At 74.7% G+C, this 13,804-nt stretch carries 13 protein-coding genes; 6 read left to right on the plus strand and 7 right to left on the minus strand.

The features are described from left to right. Positions 1–7: 7 nt before the first annotated feature. The 4 genes from BMW85_RS34260 to nagZ all read left to right on the plus strand — a co-directional run bounded on the left by BMW85_RS34260 (position 8) and on the right by nagZ (position 3,832). Positions 8–454, plus strand: a complete 447-nt coding sequence (locus BMW85_RS34260) for a PTS sugar transporter subunit IIA (RefSeq protein ID WP_091089917.1) — start codon at positions 8–10, stop codon at positions 452–454. 124 nt (positions 455–578) lie between these two features. Then, positions 579–842: an HPr family phosphocarrier protein gene (locus tag BMW85_RS34265; protein ID WP_091089920.1), complete on the plus strand. Its 264-nt coding sequence runs from the start codon at positions 579–581 to the stop codon at positions 840–842. Beyond that, the gene (gene ptsP, locus BMW85_RS34270) at positions 839–2,500 is read left to right on the plus strand and encodes a phosphoenolpyruvate--protein phosphotransferase (RefSeq protein ID WP_177241027.1); all 1,662 of its coding nucleotides are present in this window, start codon (positions 839–841) and stop codon (positions 2,498–2,500) included. Before BMW85_RS34265 ends, ptsP begins: the two co-directional genes overlap by 4 nt. A gap of 21 nt (positions 2,501–2,521) precedes the next feature. Next, a complete protein-coding gene (nagZ, locus tag BMW85_RS34275; protein WP_245775233.1) occupies positions 2,522–3,832 on the plus strand; it encodes a beta-N-acetylhexosaminidase in 1,311 nt (436 codons plus the stop codon). A 16-nt stretch (positions 3,833–3,848) separates the two neighbouring features. Here nagZ and BMW85_RS34280 read toward each other — a convergent pair whose 3' ends face one another. Genes BMW85_RS34280 through BMW85_RS34290 form a run of 3 tightly spaced genes read right to left on the minus strand, consistent with a single transcriptional unit; the run spans position 3,849 to position 7,110 of the window. Then, complete coding sequence (locus tag BMW85_RS34280) at positions 3,849–4,625, minus strand: ABC transporter permease subunit (protein WP_091089925.1); 777 nt, start codon at positions 4,623–4,625, stop codon at positions 3,849–3,851. After that, complete coding sequence (locus BMW85_RS34285) at positions 4,622–6,196, minus strand: ABC transporter permease subunit (RefSeq protein ID WP_091089928.1); 1,575 nt, start codon at positions 6,194–6,196, stop codon at positions 4,622–4,624. Before BMW85_RS34285 ends, BMW85_RS34280 begins: the two co-directional genes overlap by 4 nt. Continuing rightward, a complete protein-coding gene (locus BMW85_RS34290; RefSeq protein ID WP_091089930.1) occupies positions 6,193–7,110 on the minus strand; it encodes an ATP-binding cassette domain-containing protein in 918 nt (305 codons plus the stop codon). Before BMW85_RS34290 ends, BMW85_RS34285 begins: the two co-directional genes overlap by 4 nt. Positions 7,111–7,234: 124 nt before the next feature. On the opposite strand from BMW85_RS34290, the gene BMW85_RS34295 reads away from it, so the two are divergent. Both BMW85_RS34295 and BMW85_RS34300 read left to right on the plus strand, forming a co-directional pair. Beyond that, the gene (locus BMW85_RS34295; RefSeq protein ID WP_218156057.1) at positions 7,235–8,497 is read left to right on the plus strand and encodes a sensor histidine kinase; all 1,263 of its coding nucleotides are present in this window, start codon (positions 7,235–7,237) and stop codon (positions 8,495–8,497) included. Beyond that, positions 8,494–9,165, plus strand: coding sequence for a response regulator (locus BMW85_RS34300; protein WP_091089933.1), 672 nt, complete (start codon positions 8,494–8,496; stop codon positions 9,163–9,165). The genes BMW85_RS34295 and BMW85_RS34300 overlap by 4 nt, the downstream gene beginning before the upstream one ends. A gap of 4 nt (positions 9,166–9,169) precedes the next feature. Here the strand turns inward: BMW85_RS34300 and rhaS are convergent, their stop codons facing one another. Genes rhaS through BMW85_RS34320 form a run of 4 tightly spaced genes read right to left on the minus strand, consistent with a single transcriptional unit; the run spans position 9,170 to position 13,778 of the window. Further along, positions 9,170–10,264, minus strand: coding sequence for a rhamnose ABC transporter substrate-binding protein (gene rhaS, locus BMW85_RS34305; RefSeq protein ID WP_091089936.1), 1,095 nt, complete (start codon positions 10,262–10,264; stop codon positions 9,170–9,172). After that, positions 10,261–11,235, minus strand: a complete 975-nt coding sequence (locus BMW85_RS34310) for an ABC transporter permease (protein ID WP_091089937.1) — start codon at positions 11,233–11,235, stop codon at positions 10,261–10,263. Before BMW85_RS34310 ends, rhaS begins: the two co-directional genes overlap by 4 nt. Before the next feature lie 18 nt (positions 11,236–11,253). Beyond that, positions 11,254–12,285 carry an ABC transporter permease gene (locus BMW85_RS34315; RefSeq protein WP_091089940.1) on the minus strand — a complete coding sequence of 344 codons (1,032 nt, stop codon included), beginning with the start codon at positions 12,283–12,285 and terminating at the stop codon, positions 11,254–11,256. Then, positions 12,282–13,778: a sugar ABC transporter ATP-binding protein gene (locus BMW85_RS34320; RefSeq protein ID WP_091089943.1), complete on the minus strand. Its 1,497-nt coding sequence runs from the start codon at positions 13,776–13,778 to the stop codon at positions 12,282–12,284. The genes BMW85_RS34315 and BMW85_RS34320 overlap by 4 nt, the downstream gene beginning before the upstream one ends. Positions 13,779–13,804 lie beyond the last annotated feature (26 nt).

The following is a 13,804-nucleotide window of genomic DNA, read 5'->3' on the forward strand; positions in this document are numbered from 1 at the left end:
GAGGACCATGACGACTGTTCTCGCCCCGGTCGAGGGGGCGGCCGTGGGGTTGGCAGCCGTGCCCGACCCGGTGTTCTCCGCGGGCCTGGTCGGTCCGGGAACGGCCATCGACCCGCTACGGGGGCCCGGCAAGGCCGTGGCCCCCATAGCGGGAAAAATCATGAAACTGCATCCGCACGCGTACGTCATCGTCGGGGACGACGGCAAGGGCGTGCTGGTGCACCTGGGCATCGACACGGTCCAGCTCAAAGGCCGGGGCTTCCGGCTGCTGGCCGCGGAGGGCGACCGGGTGAGCGCGGGGCAGCCGGTCGTCGCCTGGGACCCGGCGGCCGTCGAGGCGGGCGGCCGATCGCCGGTCTGCCCGGTGGTGGCGCTGGACGCGACCGACGGGGCGGTGACGGGCGTCGCCGAGGGGGCAGTGCATGTGGGGGATGAGCTCTTCCGATGGGACTGACCTTTGGGACCGCGGCTGCCGGGAAAGCGACACAATAGGCACGGCCCCCGATTTCGCCCCCCGGTCGGCGGGTTCATCGCACGCGCGTCCGGCGACTGGTCCGGACCGGCAGAAGGAGGAGTCGATGGGTGAGCGCAAGGTCACCGTGGCGGCGGAGGTGGGGTTGCACGCCCGTCCCGCGGCGACGTTCGTCCAACGGGCCATGAAGGCCCCCATGGACATCACGGTGGCGAAGATGCACAGTGCGAAGCCCCCGGTCAGCGGCAAGAGCATCCTCGCCATCATGGCGCTGGACGTCCGCCAGGGCGAGACCGTGGTGATCAGCGCGGAGGGCGAGGGCTCGGAAGACGTCCTCGACGAACTGGCCGAGATCGCCGGCACGCCATGAACCTGCGGGGGGTGGGGGTCAGCCCGGGCTTCGGGCACGGCCCCGCTTATGTGCTCTCCGTCTCGGTGCCCGAACCCCCCGAGGGCGCAACGTACACAGGCGAGGCGGAGCAGGAGAAGGAGCGCGCGGTCGTCGCGCTCACGCAGGTCGCGGGCGAGCTGGAGGCGCGCGGCCACCGGGCGGGCGGCGAGGCCGAGGAGATCCTCAAGGCCCAGGCGCTGATGACCGAGGACCCCGGCCTGGTCGTGCGGGTGCGCTCGCTCATCGACCGCGGCCTCGCCGCCCCCAGAGCCGTCTACGAGGCGTTCGCCCGCTACCGGGAGGTGCTCGCCGGGTCCGGCGGCTACCTCGGCGAGCGGGCCGCCGACCTCGACGACGTCAGGGACCGGGTGATCGCGGCGCTGTACGGCATCGCGATGCCGGGGCTCCATGGCGCGCCGGCGGAGCCGTACGTGCTGGTCGCCCGCGATCTCGCGCCGGCCGACACCGCGCTGCTGGTGCGCGAGCACGTGGCCGCCTTCGTCACCGAGGAGGGCGGCCCCACCAGCCACACCGCGATCCTGGCGAGGGCGCTCGGCGTGCCCGCCGTCGTCGCCTGCCCGGGCGCGACCGGCATCACGCCGGGGGCGCGCGTGCTGGCCGACGGCACCTCGGGCGAGGTACGCGTCGAACCGGCCGAGTCCGACGTCGCCGAGGCGGTCAGCGCGGACGCCGTGCGCCGGGCCGCGTACGCGCAGGCCGAGGGGCCGGGCCGGACCGCCGACGGCCATCCGGTGCCGCTGCTCGCGAACGTGGGCGGCCCCGCCGAACTGGACGCCGCCGTCGCCGCGGGCGCCGAGGGCGTCGGGCTCTACCGGACCGAGTTCCTGTTCCTGAACCGTACCGAGCCGCCCGGGGTCGAGGAGCAGCTGCCGGCCTACCAGCAGGCGGCGCGGGCGTTCCCCGGCGGCAAGGTCATCGTGCGCACCCTCGACGCGGGCGCGGACAAGGCGCTGGCGTTCCTGCCGGTCCCGTCGGAGCCGAACCCGGCGCTGGGCGAGCGCGGGGTGCGCCTGTTCCGCCGCTTCCCCGAGGTGATGGAGGCGCAGCTCGACGCGCTCGCCGTGGCCGGCGACCTCATGGTGATGGCGCCGATGGTGGCGACCGCCGAGGAGGCCGAGTGGTTCGTGCGCGCGTGCCGCTCGCGCGGGGTCGCGCAGGCCGGCGTGATGGTCGAGGTCCCGTCGGCCGCACTGCGCGCCGGCGACCTGCTGAGCTCGGTGGACTTCGTCTCGATCGGCACCAACGACCTGTCCCAGTACACCTTCGCCGCCGACCGCCAGCTCGGCGCGGTGAGCGCGCTGCAGGACCCGTGGCAGCCCGCGCTGCTCGACCTGGTCGCGCTGACCGCGACGGCCGCCCGGGAGGCGGGCAAGGCGTGCGGGATCTGCGGCGAGTCGGCCGCCGATCCCGCGATGGCCTGCGTGCTCGTCGGGCTCGGCGCCACGACGCTGTCGATGGGGGCCGGGGCGCTGCCCGCCGTACGGGCCGCGCTGGCCGCGCACACCCTCGACGAGTGCCGGCTGGCCGCCGACGCCGCGCGGGACGCGGTCACGGCGGCGGAGGCGCGGGCCGCGGCCCGGGCCTACCTGCCCGCGCTCGGGCGTCTTGGTGTCTAGATTCTGGATACCTTTGGAGTCATGCTGCGACGACGACGGATCGGTACGACGGGCCTGCTCGTGATCGCGCTCACCGCGTGCGCCGGCGGCGCCGGCACGGCGGGCGCGACCCCGACGGGAGGCAAGGCCGCCCCGCCCGCCCCGAGCCCGACCGCGAGCGCGAGCGCGAGCCCGTCCGCGTCGCAGCCCGACCCGGTCGCCCGGGCCCTGGCCCGGCTCAGCGTCGAGGAGAAGGTCGGCCAGCTCTTCATGCCGGTCCTCTACGGCACCACGGCCACCTCCACCTCGGGCGAGAACCAGGCCCGCTACGGCGCCGCGACCCCGGCCAAGGTGATCGCCCGCTACCACCTGGGCGGCGTGATCCTCTTCCCGCACAACGTCAAGAGCGTCTCCCAGGTCGTCGGCCTGACCAACGGCCTGCAGCGGGCCTCGGAGGAGGTCCCGCTGCTCATCGGCACCGACCAGGAGAACGGCCTGGTCTCGCGCATGTCGGCGCTCATGACCGACTTCCCCGGAGCGTCCGTGATCGGCGCGACCGGGGACCCGGCGCTGGCGCGCAAGGTCGCCGCGGCGACCGGCAAGGAGCTGCGGGCGCTCGGCGTCAACCTCGACTTCGCGCCGGTGGCCGACGTCAACATCGATCCGCGCAACCCGGTCATCGGGTCGCGGGCGTTCGGCAAGGACCCGCAGCGGGTGGCGAAGATGGTGGCGGCGTCGGTGAAGGGCTTCGCCGACGCGGACGTGGCGGCCACCGCCAAGCACTTCCCCGGCCACGGCGACACCAGGGTGGACAGCCACACCGGGCTGCCGGTGATCAAGCACACCAGGGCCGAGTGGGAGCGCGTCGACGCGCCGCCGTTCAAGGCCGCGATCGGGGCCGGGGTGGACGCCGTCATGAGCGCCCACATCGTCTTCCCCAAGCTGGACCCGTCGGGCGACCCGGCGACGCTGTCCAAGCCGATCCTGACCGGGCTGCTGCGGCAGAAGCTCGGCTACGACGGCGTGATCTCGACCGACGCGCTCAACATGGCCGGGGTGCGCCAGAAGTACGACGACGGCGAGATCGCGGTGCGCGCCGTGCTGGCCGGGGCCGACCTGCTGCTCATGCCCAACGACCTGCCGAAGTCCTACCAGGCGGTGCTGGCGGCGGTGAAGTCGGGCCGCATCGGCGAGCGGCGCCTCGACCAGTCGGTCACCCGGCTGCTCAAGCTCAAGCAGGCCAAGGGCTACCTGACCGAGGCGCCGACGGCCTCCGTGAGCCGCGCGGACGACGTGCTGCGCTCCGCCGAGCACCGCAAGCTGGTGGGCCGAGTGGAGTCGGCCGCCGGCTGACGCCCGTTCTCGCGCGTCAGGCGTCGCGGCGGTGCAGCACCAGGGCGCCCAGGGCGAGGGCGGCGGCGGCCCAGGCGGCGAGGACGCCGAGACCGGCCCACGGTGTGAGCGGCAGCGCGGCGGCGTCCGTGGTGGCCTGGACGGCGAGGCCCGCGTTCGTGGGGGACACCGCCCAGAGCAACCGCTGGACGTCCTCGTCGGCGACCAGGCGCACCGCCAGCGGAAACAGGTAGAGCAGGCCGAGCACGACCCCTGCGGCGGCGGCCGGGTCGCGTACGGCGACCGCGATCCCGACGCCGAGCAGCGCGATCAGCCCGAAGTAGAGCACCGACCCGGCGGCGGCGCGCAGGGTGGGGCCGTCGAGCAGCGACAGAGGCGGGTAGCCGTGCTCCGGGGTGAAGCCGCTGCCCGGCAGGAGCAGCCGCCCGGCCAGCACCGACCCGAGCACCGCGACGGCTCCCGCGGCCAGCGCGGGGCCGGTGACGACGGCGGCCTTGGCGGCCAGCAGCGCGCCCCTGCGCGGCACCGCGGCGAGGCTGGTGCGGATCATGCCGCTGCCGTACTCGCCGCAGACCGCCGTCACGGCCAGCAGGGCGACCAGGGCCTGGCCGAGCTGCACGCCGGTCAGGGCCAGCCGGGTGGCGTCGGGGCCGCAGCCGGCCGCCTCGCAGCGGACGACCGTGGCCGCCAGCGCCCCCAGGGCGACGGTCAGCACGACCGTCCCGGCCAGCAGCCCGGAGGCGCCCGGCACGGTGCGGAGCTTCGTCCACTCCGCGAGCGTCGCCCGCCTCACGCGTCCTCCCTGTTCAGGCGGCGTACGGCGAGGGCGAGGACGAGGGCCGCGTACCCGCACAGCACGGCGAAGCCGGCCCAGGGCGGCAGCGGGTAGAAGCCGCCCGCGGGCGCGTGGTGGCCGACCACCTGCGGGTACTCGGGGATGCTCTGCTGGACGGCGAAGCCCGCTGCGGGCGTCACCCGCAGCAGCCAGTCCGCGACCGGCTCGGGCAGCACGGACGTGGTCGCGAGCACGTACGGCACCAGGACCGCCGCGACGGCCGCGATGACCGCCGCCGCGCCGCGCCGCAGCAGCGCGCCGAACGCGAGGGCGAGCACGGCGCTCACCGCCAGCACGCCCGCCACACCTGCGACCACCCGCAGCTCGGTCAGCGCGGAGACCGGCAGGAGGTGGACGCCGTTGCCCGCGAGGACACGCTTGGCGAGCGGCAGCGTGACCGCGGTGGCGGCGAGCGACCCGGCGAAGGTCGCCGCCAGGACCACCACGGCCTTGGCCACGAGCACCCGTCCGCGCCGCGGGCTCGCCAGCAGCGTCGTACGGACGAGCCCGCGCCGGTACTCGGCGGTCACGGACAGCACGCCCACGACGATCACGGCAACCAGCGCGAACATCGCGCCCGCCAGGGTGTTCTCGACGGTGCTCCCCACGGTCAGGGGGGCGATGTCGCCCACCCCGGTGATCGTGTACGTGCCGCCGGACTCCCGGAACCCGCCCGGGTGGTGCGGCGAGCCGTCGAGCTCGTACGAGACGCCGATGTCGTCGAGGGCGAACGCCCCGCCGGTGCCCGCGCCGCGCACGTCGAGCCGGTCCATGACGGCGGTGACCTCGGAGAAACGGGAGGTGACGGTGGACCCGCCGACGGCGTTGCCGGTGACCCGCACGTCGCCGGGGGAGGCGGCGAACAGTCCGACGCGGGCCTGCGCCGGCAGCCCCGGCAGGCGGACGGCGGCGACCTTCGTCCACCGGACGCCGTCGGCCGACTCCTCGCCGGTCACCGTGTCGCCCGTCCGCGTCAGGCGCAGCCAGCGGGGGGTGGACGGGGTGACCTTGCCCGGCAGCCCGGCGACGTCCTCGGTGAAGTCGTGCTGCATGCGGACGCCGTGCTCGGCGGTGACCATGACGGCGGCGTAGGAGGCGCCCTGCCGGGTGCTCGCCTTGATCATGAGGCCGGCCCTGGCCCACGGGGTCATGGCCGTGGCGACGTTCCGCACGCCGGGGACGGCGTCGGGGAGGCGGATCCGGCCGGACATCGCGCTCACCCGCACGGTGATCGAGCCGTCGCCGCGCAGCGGCTGGTGGGCGAAGAAGAAATGGTCCTCGACGGCCTCGCCGCCGGGGCCGCGCGGCGGGACCGGGCAGGGTACCTCGACCGGCCCCTTCGAGCAGGAGGCGTGGCTGCCGGCCGCCGACAGCAGGCCGAGCCCGACGACGAGCAGCGCCGCGAGCACCAGCCCCGCGGGCCCGCCCGGGGCGGTCCGGAACTTGGTCCACTCGGCGTGGACGAGCCGCGCGAACCCGTCGCGCCCCGCCGTGCCGAGCGGCGAGCGGTAGGGGGCGGTCGCGGTCATCGGGCCGCCCCTCGGTACTCGACGGCGTCCCTGGTCAGGTCCAGGTACGCCGCCTCCAGCGTGGCCCGGTGCGCGGCCACCTCCGCGAACGGCACCTCGCGGGCCGTCAGCAGCCGTACGACCTGCTCGGCGGCCAGCCCGTCCACGGTGAGCGTCTCCCGGTCCTGCACGGTCACCGTGGCCCCGGCCTCGGCGAGGGCCCGCATGGCCGCCTCGCGGGCCGTCGTACGCAGGCGCACCCGGCCGCCGGAGGCGCGGGCGATGAGGTCGGCCACGCTCGTGTCCGCCAGCACCCGCCCCCGTCCCGCCACCACGAGGTGCCCGGCGGTGTCCTCCAGCTCGCTCATCAGATGGCTGGAGACCAGCACCGCCCGCCCCTCGGCGGCGAGCGCGCGCAGGAAGCCGCGCATCCACACGATGCCCTCGGGGTCGAGGCCGTTGAACGGCTCGTCCAGCAGCAGCACCGGCGGGTCGCCGAGCATCGCGGCGGCGACGCCGAGCCGCTGGCGCATGCCGAGCGAGTAGCCGCCCGCCCGGCGGTGGGCCGCCGGGCCGAGCCCGGTCAGCTCCAGGACCTCGTCCACCCGGCGGGCGCCGAGGCCCTGGGAGTGGGCGAGCCAGAGGAGGTGGTGGCGGCCGGTGCGGCCCGGCTGGAGGGCGGCGGCGTCCAGCAGCGCGCCGACGTGCCGGAGCGGGGTGCGCAGGCTCGCGTACGGGCGCCCGCCCACCAGGGCGTGGCCCTCGTCGGGGGCGTCCAGGCCGAGCACCACGCGCATGGTGGTGGACTTGCCCGCGCCGTTCGGGCCGACGAAGCCCGTGACGTGGCCGGGGCGGACGGTGAAGGTCATCCCGTCCAGGGCCTGTTTCGAGCCGTACCGCTTGCGCAGGCCGGAGACTTCGATGGTTGCTTCCACGCCTATGAAGCTAGGCAGCGGGCCGGGGCGCGGTCGTCACGCGCGTGAGCGATCTTCGGGGGCTACATGAGGTCCCTCGTGTGAGGGATGCGAGGGGTACGGTGCGGCGGTGACAATGGGATTCGTGGCTATCGGGCAGGGTTTGGGCGTTCTGCGGGGGGCGTGGCCGGCGGACGGCGACGCGGGCCGCCGGCGCCGCGCGCTGGTCGTGCTCGGGCTTCTGCTGGCCCTGGTCGCGGTGGTGGAAGTGCTCGCCGCCCAGCCGATCTCCGGCGGCTGGTCGGTCAGCGTCCCGGCCTCGCCCGCAGAGCACGCGACCGGCGGGCCGGTGCCGTACGGCGGGCATCCGGCGGACCGGCGGCTTCACCTGCTGGTTCTTCCGTTGCTCGCGCTCGCCACCACCCTGCCGCTCCCGCTCCTCGCGGGGCAGCCGATGATCGCGGCGGCCGTGGGCGGCGCGGCGGCCGTGCTGTCGGTGGGGGCGTTCCACACGCTGACCTTCGCCGGGGCGGCGGCCCAGGTGATCGCGCTCTACCGGGCCGGACGGCAGGGGCGGCCCGGCCCCGCGCTCGCGCTCGCGGCCCCGTTCCCGCTGTTGGCGCTGCTCCCGGCGCTCCCGGTGGGGGAGCTCGTCCTGCCGCTGGCCTGCCTGGCCCCGGCCGCCGCGCTCGGCGGCGTCGCGCGGGCGGCCCGCGCCGCGGCCGGGGCGCACACCGCCGCCCGGCGGCAGGCGGCCGGCGACCTGCTGGAGCACACCGCCCGGGGCGAGCGGGCGCGCATCGCGCGCGAGCTGCACGACGTCGTCGCCCACCACATCTCCCTGGTCGCGGTCCAGGCCGAGACCGCCAGGCTGGCCGTCCCCGGGATGCCGCAGGCGGGGGCCGAGCGGCTGCTGGCCATCGGCGACACCGCCCGGCAGGCGCTCACCGAGATGCGCAGGCTACTCGGCGTGCTGCGCGAGGACGACGGCACCGAGGCGTCCTGGCGTCCCCAGCCCGGCCTGCGCCTGCACGAGCTGAACGAGCTGCTCGACGGCTCCCGCGAGGCGTCGGGCGCGGCCACCCGGCTCATCCTCCGCGGCACCCCGGCCGAGCTGGACCCTGGGGTGGAGCTGGCGGCGTACCGGATCGTGCAGGAGGCGCTCACCAACGCGCGGCGGCACGCGCCCGGCGCGGCCGTGGACGTGGAGCTGCACTACACCGGCGCCGGCCTGGAGCTGTCGATCAGGGACAACGGCCCCGGGCCGCTCGACGGGCAGGGCGGACACGGGCTGGCCGGCATGCGCGAGCGCGCCGCGGCCGTGGGCGGCGAGCTGGTCACCGGCCCCGCGCCCGGCGGCGGCTTCCTCGTGCAGGCCGTCCTGCCGGGCAGGGAGAGCGCGGCGTGAGCGGGCCGATCAGGGTCGTCATCGCCGACGACCACCTGGTCGTACGGACCGGGTTCGGCGAGCTGCTGGACACCCAGCCCGACTTCGAGGTGGCCGGCCGGGCCGCCGACGGGCTGGAGGCGGTGCGGATCTGCCGCGAGGTGAAGCCGGACGTCGTGCTCATGGACGTACGCATGCCCGGAATGGGCGGCATCGAGGCGACCAGGGAGCTGGCCGGCCCCGGCGGGCCGCGGGTGCTCATCCTGACCACGTTCGACCTCGACGAGTACGTCTACGACGCCCTGCGCGCCGGCGCCAGCGGCTTCCTGCTGAAGGACGTGACCGCCGAGCGCCTGTTCGACGCGGTGCGCGTGGTCGCGGCCGGCGAGGCGCTGCTGGCCCCGGCCGTCACCCGCCGCCTGATCGGCGAGTTCGCCCGCATGGGCCCGCGCCCCGGCGCGCCCGTGGCGGCGCTGGGCACGCTCACCCCGCGCGAGACGCAGGTCCTGCGGCTGGTCGCCGAGGGTCTGTCCAACCCCGAGATCGCCGCCCGGCTCGTGGTGACCGAGGAGACGGTCAAGACGCACGTGAGCCGGGTGCTGAACAAGCTGGGGCTGCGCGACCGGACGCAGGCGGTCGTCGCCGCGTACGAGACGGGCCTGGTCGTACCGCGCAACCGGCAGCCGTGACGCCTCAGAAGTCGAAGTCGTCGATGTTGGACTTGTCGAACACGGTCGGCTTGCCGAGCAGCACCTCGCCCTTGGCCCCGACGGTGTACGTGCCGAGCTTGCCCGCCTTGAACGTCTCGCCCTCAGCGCCGGTGGTCTGCCCGGAGGCTAGCGCGGCGGCGGCGTACGAGGCGAGATAGCCGAGGTCGGCCGGGTTCCACAGCTCGAACGCCTCGATCGTGCCGTCCTTCACGAACTTGCGAAGCTGGTTCGGCGTGCCGAGCCCGGTCAGCTTCACCTTCCCCTTGTACGGCGAGTCCGACAGATACCGGGCCGCCGCCGCGATGCCCACGGTCGTCGGCGAGATGATGCCCGCGAGGTCCGGGTACGAGCGCAGCAGGCCCTGCGTCTCGGTGAAGGACTTCTGGTCGTCGTCGTTGCCGTAGGCGACCTTGACCAGCTCCATGTCCTTGTACTCGGGCTTGCTCAGCTCGTCCTTCATGAACTCGATCCAGGTGTTCTGGTTCGTCGCGTTCGGCGTGGCGGACAGGATCGCGATCTTGCCCTTGTTGCCGAGCTGCTTGGCGAGGAGCTGCACCTCCGTACGCCCCAGGTCCTCGGCGCTCGCCTGGTTGACGAAGATGTCGCGGCCCTCGGGCGCGGTGTCGGAGTCGTAGCTGACGACCTTGATCCCGGCGGCCCTGGCCTGCTTGAGCGCGGGCACGACGGCGTTGGGGTCGTTGGCGGAGATCACGATGGCGTCCTGCTTCTGCTGGATCAGCGTGTTGATGTAGGACACCTGCGAGGACGCGCTCGCGTCGGACGGGCCGACCTCCTTGCCCTCGCCGCCGAACTCCCCGGCCGCGTCCACGCCGCCCTTGTCGGCGATCGTGAAGTACGGGTTGTTGACCTGCTTCGGCAGGAAGGCGATCTTCAGCCCCTGCTTGAGCGGGGCGTTCGGGTCGGCCGCCGCGGACGAGGCGGCGGACGACGCGGACCCGGCGGGGGCGGACGACTGCTGCTGCTGGACATCGCTCTTGGTGGTGCCGCCGCACGCGCTGGTCAGCAGCACGAGCCCGGCGAGGAGCGCCACGGGACGCCAAGGGGTGCGCGTTGTCATGAAACGGACTTCCCTTCCACTGGTGATGGTGTGCGCCGTCGCCGGGCCGCCCCCAGGTTCGGCGCCAGCACGGAGGCGACGAGCAGCAGGCCCGTCACGAAGTTGAGCACCTCGTTGGCCACGTCGGCGAGGATCAGCGCGTTGCGTACGACGCCGAGCAGCAGCACCGCCATCAGGACGCCGGGCAGCGTGCCCTTCCCCCCGAAGATCGACACCCCGCCGAGCAGCACGGCGGCCACCACCGCGAGCTCCAGGCCCATGCCGTTGTCGGCGCGGGCGCTGGCGTAGCGGAAGGTGTAGACGAGGGACGCCAGCGACGCCATGACCCCGGAGGCCACGAACAGCCAGAGCTTGATGCGCTTGACCCGGATGCCGGAGAAGTACGCGGCCTCGACGTTCGCGCCGATCGCCACGATCGACCGGCCGAGCCCGGTCGCGTGCAGCACCAGCGCCGCCACCACGGCCAGCACCGCGACCAGCACGGTCGCGAGCGGCACCGGCCCGATCGAGGACGTGGCGAGGCCCGTGTAGGCGGGCGGCAGGTCGGCCACCGCCTGGTCGCCCAGAATCACGTACGCCAGCCCGCGGAACAGCGCGAACGTGCCGATCGTGACCGCCAGCGAGGGCAGCCCGAGCCGGGTGACGAGCAGCCCGTTGACCGCCCCGCACGCCGCGCCCACCAGCAGGCAGATCGGCATGATGGCCTCGATCGGCAGCCCGGCGTTCCAAAGCGCGCCGAGCACCGCGCAGGACAGGCCGAGCGTGGAGGCCACGGACAGGTCGATCTCGGCCGCCACGATCACCAGCGTCATGGTCAGCGCCATGAGCGCGATCTCGGTGGTGTCGAGCAGCAGGAACGAGACGTTGGAGTCGCCCGCGAAGCCGTCCACGCCGAGCGAGGCCCACACCGCGACCCCGGCCAGCAGCACGGCGATCAACGTCTCCCAGCGGCGCAGCACGTCAGTGTTCACTGCAGCCTCCGGCGGCGTTCATGGCGACCTCCGGCGGCGCAGTGCGGCGGCCACGCGCAGCGCGAGCAGGCGGTCGAGGACGATGGCGGCGAGCAGCAGGGCGCCGTTGATCGCGGTCTGGGCCAGCGCGTCCACCCGGAGCACGGCGAGCGCGCTGGTGATGGAGGCGAGCAGGACGGCGCCGAGCGCGGCCCCGTAGACGGTGCCGCTGCCGCCGAAGATGGCCACGCCGCCGACCACGACGGCGGCGATGACGTCGAGCTCCTTGCCGGTGGCGACGGTGGCGTCCACGGTGCCGAAGCGGGCCGCCCACATCACGCCGGCCAGCCCGGCGAGCGCGCCGTTGGCGACGAACGCGGTGAGGACGCGGCGGCGTACCCGGATGCCGGCCAGCACCGCCGCCTCGGGGCTGGAGCCGATGGCGTACAGCTCGCGGCCGGAGCGCAGGTTGCGCAGCATCCAGCCGACGGTGAGCAGCACGGCCAGGGCGACCAGCGCGGGCAGCGGGACGCCGAGGACCGAGCGGGTGCCGAGGGCGAGGAAGCCCTCCGGCATGTCGGCGGCGTTGACCTGGCGGCCGCCGGCCCAGGCGTAGTCGACGCCGCGGAAGGCGTACAGGGTGCCGAGGGTGGCCACCAGGGCGGGCACCCGGGCCGCGCCGACGAGCAGCCCGTTGACCGCGCCGCAGGCCGCGCCGAGCGCCACGCAGCCGGCGATGACGAGCGGGACCGGCACGCCGGGGTGGTCGGCGAGGATCAGCGCGCCGCCGAACGCCGACAGGCCCACGACCGAGCTGACCGAGAGGTCCACGTTCCTGGTGATGACGACGAGGGTCTGGCCGACGGCGAGCAGCGCGACGATGGCCGAGTTGAGCAGGATGTCGCGGAGGCTGCCGTAGCTGAGGAAGCTCGGGTTCGCCGCGCCGGTGACGGCGAACAGCGCGCCGAGCGCGACCACGATGCCGAGCTCGCGCACCCGTGCCACCCGGTCCACGAGCCGCCGCCCGCCGCCCCGGCCCGCGCTCGTCACGCTGCTCGCCGCGCTGGTCACGGGCGGCCCCTTCCTGTCGCGGCGGCCATGACGCTCTCCTCGGACGCCTCCGCCCGGTCCAGCTCGGCGACCAGCCGCCCCTCGTGCATGACGAGCACCCGGTCGGCCATGCCGAGCACCTCGGGCAGCTCCGAGGAGATCATCAGCACCGCAACCCCGCTCGCGGCCAGCTCCGACAGCAGCCGGTGCACCTCGGCCTTGGTGCCGACGTCGATGCCGCGCGTGGGCTCGTCCACGATGAGCACCGACGGCCGGCGGGCCAGCCACTTGGCCAGCACCACCTTCTGCTGGTTGCCGCCGGACAGCACGTTCACCGGGTCGCCCAGCCGGGCGAACTTCAGCCGCAGCCGTACCGCCCAGTCCCTGGCCCGTTCCCGTTCGGCGAGGCGCGAGATCAGCGGCCCCCTGCGGAGCGCGGTCAGCCCGGCCAGGCCGATGTTGCGCTCGATGGACAGGTCCATGACCAGGCCCTGCTGGCGGCGGTCCTCCGGCACCAGCGCCAGCCCGGCCGCCATGGCCGCCGTCGGACGGGCCGGGCGCAGCCGCCTGCCGTCCACCTCGACGGCGCCGGCGTCCCAGCGGTCGATGCCGAACACGGCGCGGGCGACCTCGCTGCGCCCGGCCCCGACCAGCCCGGCGAGCGCGACGATCTCGCCCCGCCGCACCTCGAAGGACACGTCGGTGAAGACGCCTTCGCGGGTGAGCCGGCGCACGCTGAGCGCGACCTCGCCGGCCGTGGTGTCCTGCTTGGGGAACAGAGCTTCCAGCTCGCGGCCGACCATGCGGCGTACGAGGGCGTCGGGGGTGAGGTCGCCGATCGGGTCGGTCGCGACGAGCGCGCCGTCCCTGAGGGTGGTCACCCGCTGGCACAGCTCGAAGATCTCCTCCAGCCGGTGCGAGATGAACAGCAGCGCGACGCCCTGCTCGCGCAGCGTCCCCGCCACGCCGAACAGCCGGGCGACCTCCTGGCCGGACAGCGCGGCGGTCGGCTCGTCCATGACCAGCACCCTGGCCTGCCTGGACAGGGCCTTGGCGATCTCGACGAGCTGCTGGTCGGCGATGGACAGGCCGCGGGCCGGCCGGTCGGGGTCGAGGTGCACGCCGAGGCGGCCGAACAGCTCGGCGGTGGCGGCGCGCATGGCCCGCCGGTCGAGCCCGAGGCGGGCGCGCGGCTGGCGGCCCATGAAGATGTTCTCCATGACCGACAGGTCGGGGAAGAGCGTCGGCTCCTGGTAGATGACCGCGACGCCGGCCCGCTGCGCGTCGGCGGGGCCGGCGAACTCCACCGGTTGCCCGTCGAGCAGGATGCGCCCCGAGTCGGGGCGGTGCACGCCGGACAGGATCTTCACCAGCGTGGACTTGCCCGCGCCGTTCTCGCCGGCGAGGGCGTGGGCCTCGCCGGCGCGCAGTTCCAGCGACACCTCGCGTACGGCGCGGACCGCGCCGAACGCCTTGCTCACCTGTAAGAGGGACAGGACGGGTGTGTCTTCCATGCCGCCATCCCGGCGAAAAATCGTTT

Source organism: Nonomuraea wenchangensis (assembly GCF_900111685.1).
Classification (GTDB): Bacteria; Actinomycetota; Actinomycetes; order Streptosporangiales; family Streptosporangiaceae; genus Nonomuraea; species Nonomuraea wenchangensis.